This window comes from Fictibacillus sp. UD (assembly GCF_043558025.1).
In the GTDB taxonomy this organism is placed as follows: Bacteria; Bacillota; Bacilli; order Bacillales; family Fictibacillaceae; genus Fictibacillus.
Window position 1 is genome coordinate 101,276 of sequence record NZ_JARUHH010000002.1, and the last position, 20,048, is coordinate 121,323.

Annotated in this window: 24 protein-coding genes and 1 riboswitch; of the genes, 6 read left to right on the forward strand and 18 right to left on the reverse strand. The window is 38.8% G+C overall.

Going from position 1 to position 20,048, the window contains the following annotated elements; all coding sequences use genetic code 11:
• The 3 genes from thiE to thiD are packed head-to-tail and all read right to left on the reverse strand — an operon-like array spanning position 1 to position 2,373.
• Entirely contained in the window at positions 1–675 is a 675-nt protein-coding gene (gene thiE, locus P8610_RS04025; protein ID WP_394603183.1) for a thiamine phosphate synthase, read from the reverse strand.
• Complete coding sequence (gene thiM / locus P8610_RS04030; RefSeq protein ID WP_394603184.1) at positions 672–1,574, reverse strand: hydroxyethylthiazole kinase; 903 nt, start codon at positions 1,572–1,574, stop codon at positions 672–674. Before thiM ends, thiE begins: the two co-directional genes overlap by 4 nt.
• Complete coding sequence (gene thiD, locus P8610_RS04035; RefSeq protein ID WP_394603600.1) at positions 1,561–2,373, reverse strand: bifunctional hydroxymethylpyrimidine kinase/phosphomethylpyrimidine kinase; 813 nt, start codon at positions 2,371–2,373, stop codon at positions 1,561–1,563. Before thiD ends, thiM begins: the two co-directional genes overlap by 14 nt.
• A gap of 108 nt (positions 2,374–2,481) precedes the next feature.
• A riboswitch (TPP riboswitch) is annotated at positions 2,482–2,589 on the reverse strand.
• A 372-nt stretch (positions 2,590–2,961) separates the two neighbouring features.
• Between thiD and P8610_RS04040 the strand changes: the two genes are divergently transcribed.
• Complete coding sequence (locus P8610_RS04040) at positions 2,962–3,192, forward strand: IDEAL domain-containing protein (protein WP_289496102.1); 231 nt, start codon at positions 2,962–2,964, stop codon at positions 3,190–3,192.
• 138 nt (positions 3,193–3,330) lie between these two features.
• Here P8610_RS04040 and P8610_RS04045 read toward each other — a convergent pair whose 3' ends face one another.
• Positions 3,331–4,245, reverse strand: a complete 915-nt coding sequence (locus P8610_RS04045; RefSeq protein WP_394603185.1) for a DUF4349 domain-containing protein — start codon at positions 4,243–4,245, stop codon at positions 3,331–3,333.
• Positions 4,246–4,439: 194 nt separating this feature from the next.
• Between P8610_RS04045 and P8610_RS04050 the strand changes: the two genes are divergently transcribed.
• Positions 4,440–5,477, forward strand: coding sequence for a YecA family protein (locus tag P8610_RS04050; RefSeq protein ID WP_394603186.1), 1,038 nt, complete (start codon positions 4,440–4,442; stop codon positions 5,475–5,477).
• 134 nt (positions 5,478–5,611) lie between these two features.
• Entirely contained in the window at positions 5,612–6,610 is a 999-nt protein-coding gene (locus P8610_RS04055; RefSeq protein ID WP_394603187.1) for an alpha/beta hydrolase family protein, read from the forward strand.
• Positions 6,611–6,660: 50 nt separating this feature from the next.
• Here P8610_RS04055 and P8610_RS04060 read toward each other — a convergent pair whose 3' ends face one another.
• The 7 genes from P8610_RS04060 to P8610_RS04090 all read right to left on the reverse strand — a co-directional run bounded on the left by P8610_RS04060 (position 6,661) and on the right by P8610_RS04090 (position 12,805).
• Positions 6,661–7,980, reverse strand: a complete 1,320-nt coding sequence (locus P8610_RS04060; RefSeq protein ID WP_394603188.1) for an APC family permease — start codon at positions 7,978–7,980, stop codon at positions 6,661–6,663.
• A 238-nt stretch (positions 7,981–8,218) separates the two neighbouring features.
• Entirely contained in the window at positions 8,219–8,353 is a 135-nt protein-coding gene (locus tag P8610_RS04065) for a hypothetical protein (RefSeq protein ID WP_394603189.1), read from the reverse strand.
• A 207-nt stretch (positions 8,354–8,560) separates the two neighbouring features.
• On the reverse strand, positions 8,561–9,349 hold the full coding sequence (locus P8610_RS04070) for a DeoR/GlpR family DNA-binding transcription regulator (protein ID WP_394603190.1): 789 nt from the start codon (positions 9,347–9,349) through the stop codon (positions 8,561–8,563).
• Between the two features lie 355 nt (positions 9,350–9,704).
• A complete protein-coding gene (locus P8610_RS04075; RefSeq protein WP_289496109.1) occupies positions 9,705–10,028 on the reverse strand; it encodes a nucleoside triphosphate pyrophosphohydrolase in 324 nt (107 codons plus the stop codon).
• A gap of 66 nt (positions 10,029–10,094) precedes the next feature.
• Complete coding sequence (locus P8610_RS04080) at positions 10,095–11,129, reverse strand: YkvI family membrane protein (protein WP_394603191.1); 1,035 nt, start codon at positions 11,127–11,129, stop codon at positions 10,095–10,097.
• Positions 11,130–11,233: 104 nt separating this feature from the next.
• Positions 11,234–12,343: a GGDEF domain-containing protein gene (locus tag P8610_RS04085; protein WP_394603192.1), complete on the reverse strand. Its 1,110-nt coding sequence runs from the start codon at positions 12,341–12,343 to the stop codon at positions 11,234–11,236.
• A 180-nt stretch (positions 12,344–12,523) separates the two neighbouring features.
• Entirely contained in the window at positions 12,524–12,805 is a 282-nt protein-coding gene (locus tag P8610_RS04090; protein ID WP_289496112.1) for a hypothetical protein, read from the reverse strand.
• A gap of 206 nt (positions 12,806–13,011) precedes the next feature.
• On the opposite strand from P8610_RS04090, the gene P8610_RS04095 reads away from it, so the two are divergent.
• Positions 13,012–13,422: a phage holin family protein gene (locus tag P8610_RS04095; protein ID WP_394603193.1), complete on the forward strand. Its 411-nt coding sequence runs from the start codon at positions 13,012–13,014 to the stop codon at positions 13,420–13,422.
• Positions 13,423–13,428: 6 nt separating this feature from the next.
• On the opposite strand, the gene P8610_RS04100 is transcribed toward P8610_RS04095, so the two are convergent.
• Positions 13,429–13,686 carry a flagellar biosynthesis anti-sigma factor FlgM gene (locus P8610_RS04100; RefSeq protein ID WP_289496114.1) on the reverse strand — a complete coding sequence of 86 codons (258 nt, stop codon included), beginning with the start codon at positions 13,684–13,686 and terminating at the stop codon, positions 13,429–13,431.
• Positions 13,683–13,940: a hypothetical protein gene (locus tag P8610_RS04105; protein ID WP_289496116.1), complete on the reverse strand. Its 258-nt coding sequence runs from the start codon at positions 13,938–13,940 to the stop codon at positions 13,683–13,685. The genes P8610_RS04100 and P8610_RS04105 overlap by 4 nt, the downstream gene beginning before the upstream one ends.
• A gap of 563 nt (positions 13,941–14,503) precedes the next feature.
• Here P8610_RS04105 and P8610_RS04110 point away from each other — a divergent pair.
• The gene (locus tag P8610_RS04110) at positions 14,504–15,793 is read left to right on the forward strand and encodes a purine/pyrimidine permease (RefSeq protein ID WP_394603194.1); all 1,290 of its coding nucleotides are present in this window, start codon (positions 14,504–14,506) and stop codon (positions 15,791–15,793) included.
• Positions 15,794–15,835: 42 nt separating this feature from the next.
• On the opposite strand, the gene P8610_RS04115 is transcribed toward P8610_RS04110, so the two are convergent.
• Together P8610_RS04115 and P8610_RS04120 are read right to left on the reverse strand one after the other, a co-directional pair.
• Entirely contained in the window at positions 15,836–16,717 is an 882-nt protein-coding gene (locus P8610_RS04115) for an alpha/beta fold hydrolase (RefSeq protein WP_394603195.1), read from the reverse strand.
• Positions 16,718–17,113 (reverse strand): hypothetical protein, encoded by a 396-nt coding sequence (locus tag P8610_RS04120; RefSeq protein WP_394603196.1) that lies wholly within the window; start codon positions 17,111–17,113, stop codon positions 16,718–16,720.
• Between the two features lie 115 nt (positions 17,114–17,228).
• On the opposite strand from P8610_RS04120, the gene P8610_RS04125 reads away from it, so the two are divergent.
• Positions 17,229–17,777 carry a DUF402 domain-containing protein gene (locus tag P8610_RS04125; RefSeq protein WP_394603197.1) on the forward strand — a complete coding sequence of 183 codons (549 nt, stop codon included), beginning with the start codon at positions 17,229–17,231 and terminating at the stop codon, positions 17,775–17,777.
• Positions 17,778–18,107: 330 nt separating this feature from the next.
• Here P8610_RS04125 and P8610_RS04130 read toward each other — a convergent pair whose 3' ends face one another.
• The 3 genes from P8610_RS04130 to P8610_RS04140 form a co-directional block, all read right to left on the reverse strand.
• A complete protein-coding gene (locus tag P8610_RS04130) occupies positions 18,108–18,623 on the reverse strand; it encodes a GrpB family protein (RefSeq protein ID WP_394603198.1) in 516 nt (171 codons plus the stop codon).
• 375 nt (positions 18,624–18,998) lie between these two features.
• The gene (locus P8610_RS04135; protein WP_394603199.1) at positions 18,999–19,232 is read right to left on the reverse strand and encodes a hypothetical protein; all 234 of its coding nucleotides are present in this window, start codon (positions 19,230–19,232) and stop codon (positions 18,999–19,001) included.
• Between the two features lie 117 nt (positions 19,233–19,349).
• Positions 19,350–19,925: an isochorismatase family protein gene (locus P8610_RS04140; RefSeq protein WP_394603200.1), complete on the reverse strand. Its 576-nt coding sequence runs from the start codon at positions 19,923–19,925 to the stop codon at positions 19,350–19,352.
• Positions 19,926–20,048 lie beyond the last annotated feature (123 nt).

Consider the following 20,048-nt stretch of genomic DNA (forward strand, 5'->3'; position numbering starts at 1 on the left):
TTACTCACCTCTCTTCGCTGACTGAATAACATCAATCATTTTCCTTGATGCTTCTTCAGGGTTATCCATACCGCTTATTGCCGAAATAACTGCGGCACCATCAGCACCAGCCTGAATCACCTCATTTGCATTGTCAATCGTGATGCCACCAATTCCAACAAGAGGCAGGTTGATATTATTCATGAGAAGTTCCTTGATTAGTTCTACACCTACAGGTTCTTCAGCATCCTCTTTTGAAGCAGTTTGATAGATTGGACCAACCCCAAGATAATCTGCACCATGTGAAACGGCATCTTCCGCTTCTGCCAGTGTATGAGCAGAAACACCAAGAATTTTACCTTTTGTTTCATGCCGTATTGTCTTTAAGTCTCCGTCTTTCTGTCCCACATGAAGTCCATCAGCATCGACGGTTTTCATTAACTCCAAATCGTCATTTACGATAAAAAGCACTCCGTGTTCTCTGCAAACCTTTTTTGCACGAATAGCTATTTCAAAACGCTTTTCACCACTTAAACAGTTCGCTCCTTTTTCCCTAAACTGAAATGCAGTAATACCACCTCGAATCGCTTGTAAAAGAATGCGTTCAAAAGCTGCCGGCGAATTACAGTTCATCGTTCCAGCCACAAAATAAAGGGAAAGCTGCTGTTTTACCTCTGCATTTAAAGAAGTCCTCATATTCTTGCTTCCTCCGTTAAAGTGTGATCTCTCCAGTTGATTGAACCTTGCCAGATTTCGGGCGTGCTCTCTAATACAAACAGCTGATCAATAAGGTTCTGCTGAAAGCTCCCCGGTCCCTTTGCTGTCTTTACTGCTTCCTCAGCTGCTTTTGTGAGCATGAGAATCGCTAAAGCTGTCCGATCCAGAATGGAAAGTGTCTGGGTCCGTGCCTCTTTTCGATTCGCCTGATATAAAGCCACAATGGAGGTTGCAAAGCAGCCTGTACCTGTAACAAAAGCTAGCATGGGATCACCATGAGAAAGTATTATTGATTTCTCACCATCAGAAATGACATCCTTCTCTCCGGTCATCGCGATGAGACACCCCGTTTGTTTTGCAGCCGCCGAAGCAAGTTTAATCAAGTCTTCTTCAGAGCTTCCTAGTCCACCGATTTCGCCATCAACGCCCTTGCCTGTCCAGTCTCCTTTAGCAAGAAATTGTATCTCTGCAGCGTTTCCGCAAATTGTCAGAATTGTTTGGGGCCAGACCCCCTTCAATTGTGAATATTCTGATAATATCTCATTAACCACTTCTTGGCGGAAAGCGGACAGTCCAATTCCTACTGGATCGAGTACGACTGGTACACCCCTCTGCATCGCTTTTCTACAAGCTAGAATCATAGACTTGGCAGTTGGTTCATCGAGCGTCCCGATGTTCAACACTAATGCGTCTGCAACCCCTACAGCTTCTTCTACTTCACGTGCGTCATGAACCATCATTGGGCTTCCTCCAGCAGCAAGTACACCATTTGCAAGGAAATTCATTGTAACGTTATTGGTAATGTGATGTACAAGCGGCTTTTCTTTTCTAACGTCAGCTACAAACGCCTTCCATTCTTGAACTCTAGTATTGTTCATGTGCAATCCTCCTATAAGCAAAATGATTAACTGGTCCATGACCTGAACCGACTTCTATCCCATGTGCTATTGCGTTTTGAATAAACTTCTTCGCATGCTCAATTGCACTCTCAGCTTTCTTCCCGTAAGCCAGCTCTGCTGTAATGGCTGCAGAGAAGGTACATCCTGTTCCGTGTGTATTTTTCGTGTTAACACGCTTTTCTACAAGTTCAACCCTCTCAACACCGTTATACAGAAGATCAGAAACATACTCCCCGCTGTCGAAGTGACCGCCTTTTATTACGACATAATCAGCACCACCATCAAACAGCACTTTTGCCGCTTCTGCTCTTGCTTCCTCACAATCTATCTTGATCCCTGTTAAGGCTTCTGCTTCAGGAATGTTAGGGGTGATGACTTTTGCAATCGGCAGCATATACGTTTTCATCGCATGAATTGCTTCCTCTCCTAAGAGAGTGGCACCGCCTTTTGCGATCATGACCGGATCGACAACCACGTTGTTCCATCCAAATTTTTCAATATAATAAACTGTTCTTTCGATGTACTCTCCGGAAAACAACATGCCTGTCTTTACAGCATGAGGTTTCAAATCACTTCCAATCGAACGCAGCTGAGCCTCCAGTCCCTCTAACGAAACAGGAAACACCCCTTGAACGCCAACCGTGTTCTGAGCCGTTACTGCTGTAATAACAGACATTCCATAAACTCCAAACTCTTGGAACGTTTTCAGATCTGCTTGAATACCTGCTCCTCCACCGCTGTCTGATCCTGCAATGGTCAGTGCTTTACTTACTTTTATCAGCTGTGCCACAATATCGCCTCCTTATTACATACAAAAAGCCACCCGCAAGATTATTAGCGGGTGGCCATTACAGATTCATTAGCATTTGCATGAAAGAGAAGCTTGTAATCATCCACACCGCTTCCCTACGCCAGTATGATCTGGATCAGGTTCAAAGGGTCGAAGGCTACAACCTTCTCTCAGCTTTTTATAAAAGCACCCCTAGCGGAAATGACTATATTGAATTAATTCCATCCTACCCACACAGAGTTCTAAATGTCAACGTTTTTTTCACTTAAGTGTTTCAAGTGTGTTTAAGCACCTTCAATTACGGGGAAATAGTAATTAACACACAATAACAACATAAAAAACACAGAACAAAAACATTTGTAACAAAATGGAGAATTAACAGAAATAAACATGACAAACCATTAACAAATTTACCAAAAGGTGGTGAAAAAGCGGTACATTGGAATGATTCTTAAAATTTTTTCAGAATTTTCAAATAAAATGGTTGTCATCGAGCACCTTGCTCAGTATACTAGTAGAAACCTAGAAACATAAAAGGTTAATTGGATAGGGAGATAATATAAGGAGGGAAACAGGATGAAAGACAAAAACACTTCTTTTAACAAAAACCAAAATGAGATGGTGCAGTACAAGCAACAAAAAAGAGACCCATTTGCCTTCAGCCTTATTGCTCAAATGGTATTGGATGAGGCCCTTCACAATTATTACAAAGAGTATTATGAAAGAGAAATCGACAATGCCTTAGATACAAAAGATAAAGAACGCTTTATGAAACTAACCTCAGAATACAAAGCGTTTCTCGGTTAAGGCTTCTTAAACGGTACACCTTTTATCAAAAGGTGCCGTGAAAGCCAAAACACCCTTTCAGCTAACGGATCGATATCCGCGCTGCAGAGGGTGTTTCTGACGTGCCCGTTAACTGACACTTATTAAAAACTCAATCAATCAATTCAACGTTGTCGGGGATTCCGGCTTTTTCTTTTGTGCTTTTTTCCTTTTCCACCATACCCAGTATAGGACCGCGATTACAATTAGCCATATAGGAGCTAGACCAACCAACGCAACGACTACAAAGGAGACCGCTGAAACCAAAAAATTCACAGTTTCCATAAACAGCATCTTCGTTTTTGCCCACGTATTCAATTCTTCTGTCTGAAGCTTTTCTGCTTTTAAATTTTTCACTTCAAACTGTATCGTTACTGTAGAGTAATCACTTTGATTTTTCAAGAAGTTTAATCGTCCTTCAATCTGTTCGATCTCTTCCTGAACGGAAGCAAGGTCAGCTGATATTTTTAATAAGTCTTCTGTTCTCTGTGCATCCTTCATGAATGATTCCAATCGGTCTCTGACTTGCTGTTTTGCTTTTAAGCGGGAAGAAAGATCTACATACTCTTCTGTAACATCTTCTCCCCTTACATTTTCGTGTGGTGTTCCTTTACTTAATTTTCGAACCTCACCTAAAAACGTTCGAAAACCATCCATTGGAACCCGGACAACCATCGTGCCAGATTCATACCCCTTCTCACCTGCACTTGTATTCGATTCCACGATATAGCCGCCCTTATTCTCAACCATATTGCGAACCATTTCCATCGTATTCTGCAATTTATCAACTGAAATCTGCATGTCTGCGTTATAGATGACTTTTCTTTGATCTTTAATCTGTTGCTTTTTATCTCCACTAGTATCCGAATCAGCTTTCGACTTTCCTTCTTCTGAAGCATTTTCCATCTTTGCATCTGAACTGCCACCGGCAAAATCTTGATCGCTAGCCATCTTGCTTTCAGACTTATCATTGCTGCTGCACGCGCTCAAGAGGAGCACGACGATAAATACCCACACTTTCCATTTTTTCCACATATCGTATTTCCCCCTTTTCACCTTAGACGCTTTAAAAGAAAAAAAGGTTTCAACCCCCATAAAACCTACCTATTTAATGTTTTTTTCTCATCTCGTTTTATGATAAAATGTTGTCTGATGATATGGAAGTATGAAAAAAAGCCGATTTATGCTAGTATGTACAGGATAAGTAAGTGGTTTACTGGAGGAATAGCATGTCAATGATAGGAAGAAACGATCCGTGCTATTGTGGCAGCGGAAAAAAATATAAAAAATGTTGCTTACATAAAGAAGAGCAAACACGCGAAGTATCCTTCCACCAAGAAGGACTCATTAAATTCGCGCTTGAGAACTTTCAACAGGACTTAGCAGCACGCACATCACAATATGTTAAAAAGTATCCTGTTGCCAAAGACCAAGAACAAACATACGCAAATATCGCGGTATGCTGGGAAATATTCTGCTCAAAAATTCAGGATGGAAAGACGCCTGTTGAACTTTATGTCGAACAAGTAAAGAGCACGGTTAAACCGGAAGTTGCAGAAATTCTGGCTGGTTGGATAACAGCAGCACCTTCTCTTTATAAAGTTTTGGAGCAAAAAACAGGGTTCATCTTTACGGTTCAGGATATTTGGTCAGAGAAAGTATTCGATGTAACCATCAATGCTGCTGAAAAACCAAAACAAGAGAGTGCACTACTCGGAACACTCGTTTCAAACGGCATCAACCACGAATTCTATGTCGGTTATGTAGAAATGCCAATGTCCGAACTGCCGCCTTTAAAAGCAGCCGTGGAAAAACTTCAGCCTCTAGCTGATGCTAAAGAAATTTTCCAAAAAGAGTTCCCAGCTGTTCTTCAGCTCTCTTTAATTGATATTTCTGAAGGTGTTCCTCAACCTAAAGAGGATAAGCCTGCTGATGAAGAGAAAAAATCGGCTGTTAACGAGAACGAAAAAACAGTTGAAGTTTCCGATCAACAGGAAGAAAAATACACAGCTGTAACGGACCTTGTCAAAGCGAATGCTGAAACAGAAGTAATTGAAGAAGCTGAAAAACTTTGGAGTGAATATATCACAGAGTCCAAGCCAGCGATACGAAAAGAAGAGATCTATGCAGCAGCACTAGATTATCTTGTATCAAAAGATATTAGGGGAATCGCTTCTACTCAAGCTGAAACAGCTAAAAAGTACGGCGTTTCACCTGCCAGCCTTTCATCACGTTATCGCGAAATGAAAGAACTATTAAGCGTATAAGCCATCATACTTTTTATTACCCGTCAGTAATTCCTGGCGGGTTTTTTTATTTTAATGGATTATTGATATTTCCTATTTTTGTAATAGAATGAATATACAGGACTATTTTACCAATAAAGATGGGAGACTTAATAATGATCAGAACATTAACTGAAAAAGAAATCGAAATCTCTGGAGAAAAGAAGATTTACGGTACTCTTGCACGGCCTGCTTCAGCATATACGGATGAAAAATTCCCTGCAGTATTAATGATCTCTGGTTCTGGTCCTCTCGATCGAAATGGTAATGGACCTAAGGGGAAGTATCAACTAAACGTATATAAAGAGCTGGCTGAATACATAACGAAATTAGGCTTTATCACTTTTCGCTATGACAAAAGGGGAACCGGAAAAAGTGAAGGAGATTGGATATCAACTGGGATGTGGGATTTAGTAGATGACGCAGAACTTGCATTTAAATTCCTGCAAAACCATCCACAAGTTGACCGAGATAAAATTATCGTTGCAGGACACAGTGAAGGAACGATCATAGGAACAGCATTATCTGAAAGACAGGAGCTGAATGGATTGATGCTGCTTTCAGGTGGTGTCGGAAATTTACATGAATTTACTACCTATCAAAGAATGTTAACGTATCAAGAATTAAAGAATTCAAAAGGTATAAAAGGACTTCTCATGAGGTTGCTTATAAATGAAGAAAAAGCTGAAACGAAAACTCAAAAACAAACAAAAAAGATAATAGAATCTAACAAAGATGTTTACAAAATTTTATTCTTTTTCAAACAGCCTGCAAAATGGATTCGAGAGCATTTTGCCTATAATCCAAGAGTAGGCTTAAAAAAGGTAACATATCCGGTAATAGCGATTCATGGTGATAAAGATGGACTTGTTGATCCCTCTCTTTTAGAAGAACTTTCATCACTCGTCAAAGGACCATCAGAGACACATATCATCAAAGATATGGAACATGGTTTCAGGTTTCAGTACGAACAAAAATCCATGGTTAACGTAAAAAAGATGCTTAAAGTCCTCCCTTCCCGTCCATTAAATCCTGACAGTTTAGGTGTAATCGAGAGTTGGCTCACAAAGTATTTTAAAGCTGATGTTTCTAGTGATATCAAAGAGAACGCGTAAAAAAAGACCCCTATTTTTTTAGGGTCTTTTTCCATTTTCATTTTCATTTTTTAGATTGAATCCTGATTATTTCGCTGCAGCCAATAATACACCGGTAAACCTGCAACTGTAATGAAGATCGCCGTTAAGCTGTCGAACGGATCGTTCAAAATCGTTGCTCCAACAATGTATACAGAGCCTAAAATCGCAAAAATCGGGACAATAGGGAATAACGGCACACTGTACACTCTTTTTTGGTCTTTATGGCGTTTACGCAGTTTGAACACCGCATAAAACGCGAAGATGTAAAAGATATAAACAGCGAAGATCGCCATCTCTGAAAGATAATCAGGATCTGTGAGCAGCATCATTATGATTGCAATAACCACTTGTAAATAAGTAGCAGCAATCGGAGTACCGTACTTATCGCTTACTTTGCTGAAAACATGCGACAGTGGAAGCTGATTACGCTCAGCCATCGCAAACGGCACTCGCGGAATCGTTAAAATTTTTCCGTTTAAGCATCCGAAGATGGATACGGCAATACCAACAGCGATTAATTTTCCACCTAATGGACCGAAAAGAATGGTTGCTGCTGATGCTGCTGAGTTCTCGCCAAGCCTCACTATCTCTGAAGCTGGCAAAATGTGAAGCAATGCAATGTTAACGAGCAAGTATGCTGCCATTACGATTAATATGCCGCCGATGATTGCTTTCGGCAACGTTTTACCAGGATCCTTCATCTCTCCTGCAACAAAACCTACCATCAGCCACCCATCATACGCAAAAAGAGTAGCTAAAATGGCAGCACCCATAGAGATTTCTACTACTGCTCCGCTTGATGCATCTAAAATTTGTTCATTTCCTTGCCAAATACCGAAGACAATTATTAAAGCAATCGGGACTAGTTTTCCTAACGTAAACAGATTTTGGACAAAACCTCCGTACTTTGTACCAAAGTTATTTACGATCGTAAGAAAAAGAACCGTTCCAATACCGATCCACGGTCCAAGCGACTTTTCCCATGAAAATAAATTAACCATCAATGAACCGAAGTATAACCCAAGAGCACCAATGACTGCAGGTCCATAAATAACCGTCTGCACCCAGCCGCTAAGATAGCCCCAAAGCTTGCCGTATACTTCTTCCATATACACATAAAGTCCGCCCGTCTTAGGAATTTGTGTTGCCACTTCAGCAATCGTTAATCCGCCTGCTAATGTGATCAATCCCCCTAGTGCCCAAGCTAAAAGAGCAAGGTTTGAGTTACCTGTGTACTCAAGAACACTTCCTGGCTTCATGAAAATACCCGAACCAATTACCGTTCCTATAACGATGGACATGGCTACTGAAAGCCCAATGTCTTTTTTCAATGCTGCTTCTTGATTCATGCTGTGTCCACTCCTTAAAGAAAACCTGGCTGAGGCTTAGTATGGCGTAGCCTTCATTGCCCTAAACTTGCTGATGCGATGAAAATTATAGTTAACTTTCAGATGCGATAAGAAACGTTTGTCCATCTGAAAAAGACTATTGTCACTTTAACATAAACAAGCTGAAAATGTCACTACCTACCAAAATAGACAGCCAATTCAGTTTTTTGCAAAGGTTTTCTTTAAGGAGCTTAAAGGTTTAAAGCTCTTTCCGCCTCAGCAGCTGCTTTTTTATAAAAGCTTTTTCAATCATGCTGTTAAGCTGCCTTTCGAAATCTTTTCTTGCTAGCGAGTCTGATTCATTTCTGATTTTGTTTTTCAGTTCACGAATCATAAGTTTTTCTTCTGATGTAAAATGAGAAGAATGAAGTATTATAATCACCTCATTTCCTTATTCACTTGCGAAAATGCCTTTTTACAAATAATAATGAAAACAAACGGGTTCAGCATGATGTTTGTGAGTAAATCTGACACTCTTTTTGATGAGGACAAGAAAAAGACCTCTTGGGTTGAGGTCTTTGTTTAGAAGAGTATGAAATTTTTATTCTGCTTCTGATTGTCTTTCTTGATCTGAACTGGCAATAATGATCTTAACCCCTTGCTGTTCGATAGCAGAAAGGTGATCTCTTGGTGCTTCATCATCCGTAATGATCAAATCGAGGTTAGACGCAGGTCCAACATTCGCAAAAGCATTAACACCAATCTTGTAATGCGGAAAAACACCGATTCGCTTGCGTGACACTTTCCCAACCGCGCTCATAAAAGCAGCAACTTCTGGGTTTGCCGTGCTGATTCCGCGATCCGAAATACCTCCGCCTGTAGCGAACGACAAATCAAATGAATATTGACTGATAAGGCTGGTAACTAAAGCGTCAGTCATGTTTCCTGATTTCTTCACTTTTCCTCCAACTACGTAAAGATCAATATTCTCTTTTTCCCGGAGTACATCGGCTGTTACGAGTGAGTTTGTCACAATCGTTAGTCGGCAGTCTGGCAAACTCTTTAAAATCTCATGGTGCATCCCGCCGCCACTGAGAAAAATCGTGTCATTTTCATGAATGTATTTTACCGCTTCTCTAGCTATTGCTCTCTCATACTTTGATCCTTCACCAAAGCGAACCTCGTTGGACGCAGGTCCTCTTTTTACTTCAGTTACAGGAATCGCGCCGCCATGGGTTCTTTTTAAAAGTCCATTGTCTTCCAATGATGACAGGTCACGGCGGATGGAATCGATTGAGACTTGGAGGGCATCTGATAACTCTTTTGCAAGCACACGGCCTTCATTTTTAAGTAATTCTAAGATCTTTTCTCTTCTTTCTTCAGAAAACATAATAAATTTCCTCCATTACCTCTTATTTCCACGTGGTACATTCATCATATGCGGTATTATGCTTGTTTGCCAAATATGTTTTGCATGTTTTTTCCTGTTTTGTATATAAACAAGCAGAAACAAGCATGTTGATCACGCTTGTTTTTGCTTGTTTAAAAGATTCATAAAGGTTGAAATGAACAATCACATAATTTTCAACAATAATCACATAAAAAATGAACATAATCACATAAAAAAATGAAGCAATCACATAAAAACAACTTACCTTCACATATTTTTTCAAAATACTGCATTATGTCTTTCTGACAAATACAAATTTATCAATTTGTATTTGTCTGGGGTCAGACCCCCCGCATTAGTCCTCCACCTTAATCAAGAACAAACGCTCGTGGAAGCGGCCTTGCTTTCTTGCTTTTTCCTGCCGAATCTCATCTAGTTCGCGTAATGTGAGGTCATGCACTTTCGTTAGCGCAATCAAGATCTCAAACAGCTCTGCCAGCTCTTCAGCTGCATCCACTTCATTACCAGCCTCACGATACTCCTTCACGCCTTCTGCAAGCTTTTTCTTCAATTCACTCTCAAACTCTTGATTTCCCAGAATTCGAAAGGTGCCTTTCTTCCCCGCCTGTTCGAGCAGTTCAGGTATTTTATCACGAACTAATTTATTGTAATACACCATTGGCTCTTTTCCCTTCCAACAATTTCACAGCAAACGGTAGAACATACATCCTATAGAAAACTATATTCAGTCCTTTAGTTTTTTAGCCGAAATTACTACTAAAAATAAAAGAGCGATCATTCCAAACACAGGATATAAATAATGAAGAAGCTCTGAATAGCCTACTTGACTCAAAAGATAGCTGCCAGCCATTAAAACAAGGATGATGACTTGATTGGATAACCTTACATTTTTACGCAGAGTTCCAGCCAGTCCGAATATGTTTCCTATTAAAGTGGAGAAAATCTCACCATAGATCACAAAAACAAAAATGTAATGTACTGCTATTCCAAGACCGCCAACGATTTCGGCGATCGGTATTTCATAACTTAAAACACGTGGAACTGAATACAGCACGTATTGGCTGTTTAATAGAATGAACGTTAAGCCTAAACCGCCTAAGAAACCTCCCCACTTGATTACCGATTCGTCTTTCGCCTCTCGGGATAACGGGACAAGAACAGCTTGGGCCAACGTTAAATTAAAGGCAGCATAAGCAAAGGGACTAACAACCCACTTCCAATGATCAACAAAATCACTTGCAACGAAAAGCTGTCTCCCACCTGAAAAATCAATCATCGAAACAGAAAGAACTACGGAAAACAAGATCATTACGGGCACGATCAATGAATTTGTCCAAAGAATACCCTCTATTCCCCGCTTCATCACCAAATACGTTATACATAAAGTCATTATAATTCCTGCTTGAAATGGCAAGTGCAGCTGTTCCCAAAACAGCGCTCCAGCACCTGATAACATGACACCTGTTACACCAAAAAGCATAATGAGCATCAATACATTTACGACTTTAGATACAGTTGGTCCGAATAGATAGAGATTCATCTCATCAAAAGACGATGCGCCGAGACGTTTCGCCATGATCATTAACTTTGTACCGATGAAAATAAATAGGAAACCGCTTATTAGAATACCTGCAAACCCTGCTGAGCCATGTATCGTAAAAAATTCTACGATCTCTCTGCCCGTAGCAAATCCAGCACCTACCACCGTGCCGATGTAAGTGGCGGCAATCTGTAATATTTGTTTCATCCGTCCACTCATACCCTCACCTCCATGGCCATATCTTTACAAACATATGCATGGACAAGGATTTTAGAAGAAAAGAAAAAACAGCAAGGACCATCCCCTGCTGCTCTACATTTTTATTAAATTTGCATCGCTCCGTTGCATTCCTGTATGATAACCCGATTCTTCCCCTGTCTTTTCGCTACGTACAGACTGTTATCTGCTCCTTCAAAGAAAGCCTGTTTGTGCATACCCGCTCTGTAAGTTTGCAGTCCTACACTGATCGTCACATGTTTTTCTTCGATTTCAGGATGCGCAAGGTTCTGTACAACTTGCCTTACTTTTTCTAACAACGCGAACGCTTCCTCTTCATGGATATCATTTAATATGACAACAAACTCTTCACCGCCGTAACGTGCGGTAAAATCGTCGGTTGTAACATTATCTTTAATTGCCGCGGCAATCCGCTTTAGTACGATATCACCGATGCCGTGTCCATACGTATCATTGATCTTTTTAAAATTATCTATATCCATCACGGCTAAGTGCACAGGATAATGGTAGGTTTCAGCCTGAAGCAACAAGACATCCATATATTCATAAAATGCCATGTGATTGTAGAGACCAGTCAGCGCATCCGTTTTTACTTGCTTTTCCATAATGGTTGATTTCACCATAAGATCTTGATGATCGGCTTGTGCTTTGTTCAAATATTTTGCAATTTCGTAGCCTCTGCTCATAATACCGATGCAAATCGCAGTAGACGTAATCAAAATGCATATCATAGAAAGCTGATCCATTAGATCATTCAATTCCTTTGAAACAGGGTGAAATGTTGAAATGACAAGATAGATCATCGAGCTGAACACGAAAGACAGCCATACTTTTTTCTTTTCAAAATAAATCGTTGAAATCAGCATTGGAAAGAACAAACTCGTGTACATCACATACATTTCAGAATGAACACTGATTAATATGGCAGAAAACATACTTGCTGCACCGATGATGATGTAATCTACATATTTAGTCTGTTTTCTGAAACTCCATTCCGCAATTAAAGTTGTAAGTATTAAAAGCACGGTCGGCAGAACAATATAGGATATTAAAAATTCCCTAATCGGTCTTAATGTTAAAAAACTATTGATAACCTCTACACACACAGACACAAAGATAACAACCCAAAATACATTTAATATTTTCCGGTTCCACGCGATGTGATTTAAGTGTGCAGGCAGGTGTGGTTTACCCAATTCATTCACCCCATCTACACGTTTACAACTTTTATTATAACATTATTTTCCTGACCCAAGAGTTTTTATTACTTTGACTTATATTTAAAAACAATGGCTCTTTCCCCTCCAAATTATCGATATATACATTGAAAACGCACAGCAGGAATGAACCAGCTGTGCGATTATTATCAATTTTTATTATTTTATTTTTACACGTTTTTTCTTTGGTAACTTATCCAAGAGCCAGCCTCTGCCTACTTCACAAAAACGAATTGGCATTTCAAGGGTTGCCAGTATCTTATCCTTTCCGTGGATGGTGAGTAGTCCTGTTTCTTCGTTAACATGGTCGACTACCGCATTCTCCGTTCCAGAGAGCGGGAACGCCCATTTGTTGTTACCAGAGTCTTTGATTTTGATCATTCTTCCGTCACAAGATACTTTGTGGCAATGTGGAGGCAAGCCTAACGTAATTTTGTTCATTGCATTTCTTTCCTCCCTTTCCGGATTTGTTTCATTGTAACAGATATAGTGCGTGTCTGACTGCTTATTTTTTAAATTTTTTGACTATTTAACACATTTGAAATAAACCTTCAAATAATTAGGAGGACAAGCTAGGGCATTTGCCATTTCGGGCTTTATTGTACAAGCATATACTACATTAATGAAGAGTAAGGGGGGATTTTTCAGTGGTTAAATGGACTTTGTTTTATCACTCGAGCGCCATTTCAATTGGAGCTATTTTCAGTTATTTATTCGGAACGCCGAATATGCTGTTTAAAACACTTGTTCTTTTTGTAGTATTAGACTATTTAACAGGTATAGCTGCATCTGCATATGAAGGAAAGCTGAATAGCAAAGTTGGCTTTAAAGGTATTCTTAAAAAAATTATGATCTTCGCGATTGTCGCAATCGCCCATTCGCTCGACCAATTACTAGGCGGTTACTTTATTCAGTCCGCTACCATCTTTTTTTATTTATCCAATGAATTGTTGTCTATGATTGAAAATGCAGGCAGGTTGAATGTTCCAATACCGCCGTTCATAAAAAATGCCGTTTCTCTGTTAAAACAGAAAAGCGGCACTAATAACAAAAAATAATTAAAATTAATTGGAATAAAACTGTGAGATCTTTTTAGCAATCTCTTGTGCATTGATCTGGTACTCCCCAGCGTCAATGCGCTTTTTTATATCTAAAAGTTTCTTTTCTCTTATGTTTAACTGAGCATTTTCATGCAGCACTTTAGCTTCATTAGATATGTATAGTTCGTCTTTAGCAAATGATGGTGGCTTAACAGAAGGCTGCTGATAAGGCTTATTCACATCATATTTTCGTTGAACGGGTTGCTGTCCATCAATTCTCATGATTTCACCTCTTCTGCAAAATTAATCGTACCGAGCCATTTCCATTGATCATCATAATCCAGGTTGTCCAACAATCTGCAAAACAATTCCTGGCCAGATGTATCCCATTTTACTTCGAACTCATTTCCGTTTTCTTTATCCTTACAAAAAGAATGAATCCACTGTGAAGTAAACAAGTAAGGCGTAAACTGTTCAAAGTCTAATAGATGTTTCTCTAACCATTGAATGACATCATCATTTGTAAGTTTCTGCATCAATAGAATCGTCCTTTGTTTGTGGTCGTCTTTACCTGTGCCTATATATTTCGGACCTTCCCTATTCTTTATGGGTATAGTCGAAAAATATTTCACAGAAAATTCTTACCTCTTAATATTTTATGAATTACATAGGTGCTGTTTAGTCAATCTATGTAGCTCTTGAAAGGGTTGATTTACGTTTCAGATGCTCGCTTTCCGCGGGGCAGGCGGTGAGCCACATTCTTAACGTTTCACTCTTAAGTGTCTCACCTGCCCGCCTGTCCCGCAGGAGTCTCGCATCTTACACTCCAACCAACTTGTCAGTGAAGGGGATAAAAAAAATTATATAAAACAATACATGTAAAAAGAGAAAAAGAACTTTCAAAACACAGGTGTTGTTTCACTAGTGGCTCACTGGAGTTGCACTTCAATCCACTCACCAAAAAAGTGTTTTATAGTAATAAAGAAGCCGATATAGAAATCTTCCCTATCAACTCTCCCTTTTAAACATCTTTCCTTCCTTAGAATCTTGTATAATGTCTATAATAGAATATAAGAAATTCTTAACAGTAGGTGTTTTCATGAAAATAACGTTTTCCTCGCTTCAGTGGATGGTGTTTATACTTGCAGGTAGTTTAGTTGCCCCGATTGCCATTGGAGATGCTTTTGGAATGACACAGGCAGAAACTGCGGATTTGCTGCAGCGCTCTTTTTTAATTATTGGTGTGTCTGCTATTCTACAAGTCTTGTTTGGCCACAAATTACCAATTAACGAAGGACCAGCAGGGTTATGGTGGGGAGTATTTACTGTTTATGCAGGTATTGTGGCATCCGGAGCATTAACTGCTTCAGACGGTTTACAGCAGTTGACTGCCGGCATGCTGATCAGCGGCATTCTGTTCTTTTTACTCGGTGCGTTTCGCATCATTAACTCAATTAGAGCTCTTTTCACTCCTTTAGTTACTGGAACTTACTTAATATTGCTTGTCTCTCAGCTCAGTGGTTCTTTTATTAAAGGGATGCTAGGAATCGGCTATCTTCAGGAAAACGCGGATGCCAAAGTGGCCATTGCCTCTTTATTTATCTTAGTATTGTCTATCGTTCTAGGAAAATCACGTGTGAAATGGCTTAGAAGTTATTCTATTCTTATTTCATTAATACTTGGATGGGGACTTTTCAAACTATTAAACTTAACAAAGGAAACCATGCATTCTAACGAAATTTTTGCATTACCTGAATTATTAGCATGGGGAATGCCTCAGTTATCAGCAGGAACGGTTCTGACTTCACTTTTCGTAGGAATGCTCTTACTTACGAACATGGTGGCAAGTATTAATGTTGTTGAGAAGGCGTATGAATCAGAAAATCAAGATTACAAACACATCAATTACAACCGTTCATCTATCATGATGGGTCTTAACACATGGATAGCAGGCTTGTTTTCAGCTGTAGCAAGTGTACCGATCTCGGGTGCATCCGGATTTATATTAACGACTAAAATGTTCAGCCGATTGGCATTTATTATGGGAAATGCACTCATTATTTTAATCAGCTTTTTTCCCCCGCTCACTTTTTTCTTTGCTGGTATTCCGGCTCCAGTGGGATACGCAACGATATTTCTACCCTTTTCCAGCATGATCGGGTTAGCGTTTAAAGAATACAAGAACGCATTAAAGTCAGAAACAAATTTATTTATTATCAGTACTTCACTGATGGTTGGAATCGGAAGTCTTTTCATTCCAGCTGCTGCCTTAAAAGAATGGCCTAATATAGTCGTCACTCTTTTAAGCAATGGTCTGATCATGGGTATGCTTACATGTATGGCACTCGAACAATTTTTCAAAAGAAAAAAATTACGTCCAAATCAATAAAAGAAATAAGGGCCCCTTATCTAATTAAAGGGCCCTTATCTATTACCTGCTGCTTTTCTGTGAAACCGGAAGTTCAGCGTAAAATTTTCGGATGGCTAGTGCTAATTCTTTTCCATGATCATACATCATTAAATGAGTCGTATTAGGAATCAGAACCGTTTTGCTGTAAGGCAATCCTTTAGACGCTTTCTCAATAAAACGCATCGACTTTTCTAGATGATTTTCTTTTTCAGCCGGTAAAAATAAGACTGGGCATTCTGTTTTTTCGTACCAAGTTAAGAAATCAACATAGTAAATTTCAGAAATGATATTCTTGATCGTTTTCTCTGTTGTAATCCCACCAACTGTACCGTTTTCTTTTACACGCGGTTCAAAATGGTTTACATAATTAGCCCTTTCCTCATTCCAAGGCTCCCAGTTGTCACGGTAATATTGCTTAAAAGCATCTACCGATTCATAATCAGGATCAAACTGACCTTCAAATTTAGCGAGATGTTCTTCCAGTGACTCTTCGTAAAGTCCATCTTCACCTGTATCATTAATCATGGCGCCATCTATATTTACCAGTGATATCACTCGTACTCTGCGCATAGCTGCATAATACAAACCAACCATACAGCCATACGAACTTCCAACAAGATGAACTTTATCCAATCTATAATGATTGATAACACTTTCTAAATCGTTTGCTGTGTCTTCAAATGTGTAGCCTTTATCTGGTTGGCCAGATTGCCCATGCCCCCTCAAATCATACGTCAGCACCCTATATTTATCTGTAAAGTACTTGATAACAGGTTCCCACGCCTGTGCGATACCTCCTAAATAATGAACAAATACGATTGTTTCACCACTTCCACCGTGATCATAAGCTGTAATTTTTGTTCCGTCTTGTGAGGTTAACACGTGTTTTTCAGCCTTAAACACCTACCTTACCTCCTCTTTCATGCGCCTCTGCAAATTTGGTTTATCACGTTTGTCGATTTCCGCCAATTTGTTTCTTATATCTTTCTCCATGTCTCGTTCAAAAAAAGTAGCAAATTTACTCAAATAAGCAATGCTATCTGCAATCTCTTTTCCAATATCTTCTGCAATCTCATGTTTAGCTCTTACAAATGCTTCTTCTTTCTCCACGCCGTCCTCTACCAATGAATAAACGGTGTTCAACATTTTTCTAAGTTCTTCAGCAATTTCAGCGATTTCGGTCGTTAAGAGCATATGATTCAGCAAAAGAGATTCTCTGCTTTTGTCTGCACATTCCTGACTGATCTCCCAGCCCTTTCTCAATTGAAACTTCTCTAACTCTTTCTGGATGTTTATCATAAATTAGTTTCCTCCGTTTTACAGCATCACTTCTACAAAATTCTACTCTATTTTCTGATATCCTTTCTATTTGCATAAGAAACTGGTATACTTTTTACAAAATCTGGAGGTGCGTATGGAACACAAAACAGCTGACCGACCGAACTGGAAAAGAGTCACAGATCGTCATTTCGAAGTTACACATAAAGAGAATTCTTGTTTCAAAGGAAAAGTAACAGTCATTCATCTTAAACAAGTTTCTGAACCGCTCGTTGTTCATTACAAAGATCATGATGTTTGTATTGCCGATAATGGATACACTTGGCTTCAACATTTTCCTGAAGGTGAAAAATATACAATCACAACCGTCCTGGATTCCTACGGTAAAGTTGTACAATTTTACATTGACATGTGCATGGATCATGGAGTGAATGAAGATGGAATACCGTGGTTTGATGATCTTTACCTGGATATTGTGATCCTTCCTGACAAAGAGCTCTTTTTACTTGATGACAATGAATTGATGGAAGCTTTCGACAAAGGCGATATCAATAACAAGGACATGAAACTAGCGCATGAAACAGCACAAAAAATCATCTCAAAGTATAAAAATGGAGAGTTCGAACACCTCGAAACATGCATAGAGCACGCTGAGGAATGGTATCGCGAGAAGAGGTTTGTTTAGTATGTAGGGTTGTTAGAAGTTGATGGTGTGTAAGGAAGTTTTCTATACAAGCTAAATACATCCCAGCCTTAAGCAGACTGACTATACACTTCCAAGAGCTATAAAGCTTAAGAAAAATCTTATAAAAAGTTTGTTGATTTGCTCATCATTAACAAGTTGATTGGAACGGGAGGATGCGAGACTCCGGCGAGACAGGCCGTCAGGTGAGACTCAGTATCCTCTAGTTTTTTAATATTTGTTGCTCTTGAAAGTGGTTGATTTCCGCTCCAGGATTCTCGCTTTCCACGGGGCAGTTGGAGAGTCCTTTGCCGCTATGCGCCTATAAGAATTTTAGTTTGCATTCCAATCGACGGCATTCTTAATTAATTCATCTACAAACTTCTCTTTAATTTCTTGATATTTATGCGTATCATCAGGAAACTGTTTTGCCAATACTTTTTTTAGATCTCCGTATTTTTTTGCATCCTCTGGATTATTGTTTAAATAATCTTTAAATGATAGATGTGCATCAATGTTTTTATTTCCAATTTGAAAGATATGAATGTGATGAGACCTTTTAAGTTTACCTTTTGTAAAATATCTTCTTCCTGTTATTCCGTGTTCATTCCTTGGTTCATATCCTAAACACAACATTTCATCATTGAACAAATTTACTTTTTCAATATCATTTACAACGATTAAGATATCTATTATTGGTTTTGCATAGCCTACTGAAGGTATTGATGTACTACCTATATGATAAATCTCAATCAGTTCATCTTTAAAAATTGCTTTGAGTTTATTTTCTTCTTCCAAATACATTTTTCCCCATTTTTCTGTCCATGGAAGTATTTCTGTCTTTCTCATCAGCACTTACTCCTCCCGCAAGTATTTTTATCTCTTTAAAACAAGTAATCTATTCAACAATCTTGCTTCGTTTGTTGAATAAGGGTAGCACATTTTATACCTTTTTATTTATTCGTTTAACCGTCCTTTAATCCTTTTTCAACAAAATGGGTAAGTCTTTTAAAAAGTGAATCCGCATGCGTGACAATAACTATTGTCATCTTGCAAAACCTATGCGAATTGGGGTGCTACAACGGACTGAAAATCCAATAAACTTGATGAAAGAACAAAAATAAGCAAGCTAATTCATATGCGAATTAGCTTGCTATTTACATTGCTTTTTTCTGTTTTGTACTCCAAAGAGAATTCGTTAGATACTCCCTCTAGTTTTATTATTTACTTAACAGGTTGATTCTTTTCTAAGAAACGCAGTGCATCTTCAACTTCGTCTAGAACTTGCGACCCTATAATTCCTTCTTCCTCATCTAAATAAGTAACCTGGAAATATCCACTTTCACCTTGTGGTACATATCTCATTCTAACCATTTCACGCTGCTGATCTTCTTCTCTCCAAAACTCTAATTCTTGTTCAGGATTGTTCATCAATTTTTCTATCTGATCATTATTCATCTGTAAGACACCTCTAGCTTACGCTGTTTAATTTTGTATATTCATTTTTACCCTAAAATAAAACCTATAAACCATTTGCAGTTTCCGACATTTCCTGGGGAATATTGTCTATGAATGTTATTGCATATATTGAGAGGTACTGACCCATTTTGTCAAAACGTCTTCTGTACTCAATATTTCTGCAAATTCATTATGAAGATGTGAAATGGCAGATTCATGGACGTCTTGAGCCGAAAATTTACGCCCATTATAAGAAACGGTCGAAAAAGCAGCTGTTGCGTCATGTATAAAAGAAACACCAAATCCATAGTTCGCTGCCATTCTTGCCGTAGTAGAAACACAATGATTGGTTGTCAAACCTACAATAATCACTTGTTCAATTTCTTTTTTCTTTAATTCTTCTTTTAAATCTGTTCCAATAAAAGCGCTGTTCACACTTTTTATAAAAAGTGGTTCGTTCTCTTTTGGCTCAAAACCTGTTTTCAGCTGATAACCTAATTTTGTTGGATGAAGTGGAGAAGTCTCGTTTTGCGATTGGTGCTGCACATGAATGACAGGTAGTTTCGCATTCCTGAATGCATCTAGTAAAATTAGCATATTTCCTTCTGCAGTAAGATTATTGCGCTCTCCCCAAAAATCAGCATCATCAAATCCCTTTTGAACATCAATGATAAGCAAGCACGCTTTTTTCACGGTACAGACTCCTTTAATCAATATAGGCTTTCTTACTAAATTACTTTTTCGATGAAGTTTTTATTTTTCCTTCCGTAATATTGAAGAATTGGTTTTCATATTTTGGAAGTAGTATAGACGAGC

Coding starts and splice junctions, on each gene's coding strand:
- thiE (WP_394603183.1), bottom strand. CDS start 675: ATGAGGACTTCTTTAAATGCAGAGGTAAAACAGCAGCTTTCCCTTTAT.
- thiM (WP_394603184.1), bottom strand. CDS start 1,574: ATGAACAATACTAGAGTTCAAGAATGGAAGGCGTTTGTAGCTGACGTT.
- P8610_RS04040 (WP_289496102.1), top strand. CDS start 2,962: ATGAAAGACAAAAACACTTCTTTTAACAAAAACCAAAATGAGATGGTG.
- P8610_RS04045 (WP_394603185.1), bottom strand. CDS start 4,245: ATGTGGAAAAAATGGAAAGTGTGGGTATTTATCGTCGTGCTCCTCTTG.
- P8610_RS04050 (WP_394603186.1), top strand. CDS start 4,440: ATGTCAATGATAGGAAGAAACGATCCGTGCTATTGTGGCAGCGGAAAA.
- P8610_RS04055 (WP_394603187.1), top strand. CDS start 5,612: ATGATCAGAACATTAACTGAAAAAGAAATCGAAATCTCTGGAGAAAAG.
- P8610_RS04060 (WP_394603188.1), bottom strand. CDS start 7,980: ATGAATCAAGAAGCAGCATTGAAAAAAGACATTGGGCTTTCAGTAGCC.
- P8610_RS04065 (WP_394603189.1), bottom strand. CDS start 8,353: ATGATTCGTGAACTGAAAAACAAAATCAGAAATGAATCAGACTCGCTA.
- P8610_RS04070 (WP_394603190.1), bottom strand. CDS start 9,349: ATGTTTTCTGAAGAAAGAAGAGAAAAGATCTTAGAATTACTTAAAAAT.
- P8610_RS04075 (WP_289496109.1), bottom strand. CDS start 10,028: ATGGTGTATTACAATAAATTAGTTCGTGATAAAATACCTGAACTGCTC.
- P8610_RS04080 (WP_394603191.1), bottom strand. CDS start 11,129: ATGAGTGGACGGATGAAACAAATATTACAGATTGCCGCCACTTACATC.
- P8610_RS04090 (WP_289496112.1), bottom strand. CDS start 12,805: ATGAACAAAATTACGTTAGGCTTGCCTCCACATTGCCACAAAGTATCT.
- P8610_RS04100 (WP_289496114.1), bottom strand. CDS start 13,686: ATGAGAATTGATGGACAGCAACCCGTTCAACGAAAATATGATGTGAAT.
- P8610_RS04105 (WP_289496116.1), bottom strand. CDS start 13,940: ATGCAGAAACTTACAAATGATGATGTCATTCAATGGTTAGAGAAACAT.
- P8610_RS04110 (WP_394603194.1), top strand. CDS start 14,504: ATGAAAATAACGTTTTCCTCGCTTCAGTGGATGGTGTTTATACTTGCA.
- P8610_RS04120 (WP_394603196.1), bottom strand. CDS start 17,113: ATGATAAACATCCAGAAAGAGTTAGAGAAGTTTCAATTGAGAAAGGGC.
- P8610_RS04125 (WP_394603197.1), top strand. CDS start 17,229: ATGGAACACAAAACAGCTGACCGACCGAACTGGAAAAGAGTCACAGAT.
- P8610_RS04130 (WP_394603198.1), bottom strand. CDS start 18,623: ATGAGAAAGACAGAAATACTTCCATGGACAGAAAAATGGGGAAAAATG.
- P8610_RS04135 (WP_394603199.1), bottom strand. CDS start 19,232: ATGAATAATGATCAGATAGAAAAATTGATGAACAATCCTGAACAAGAA.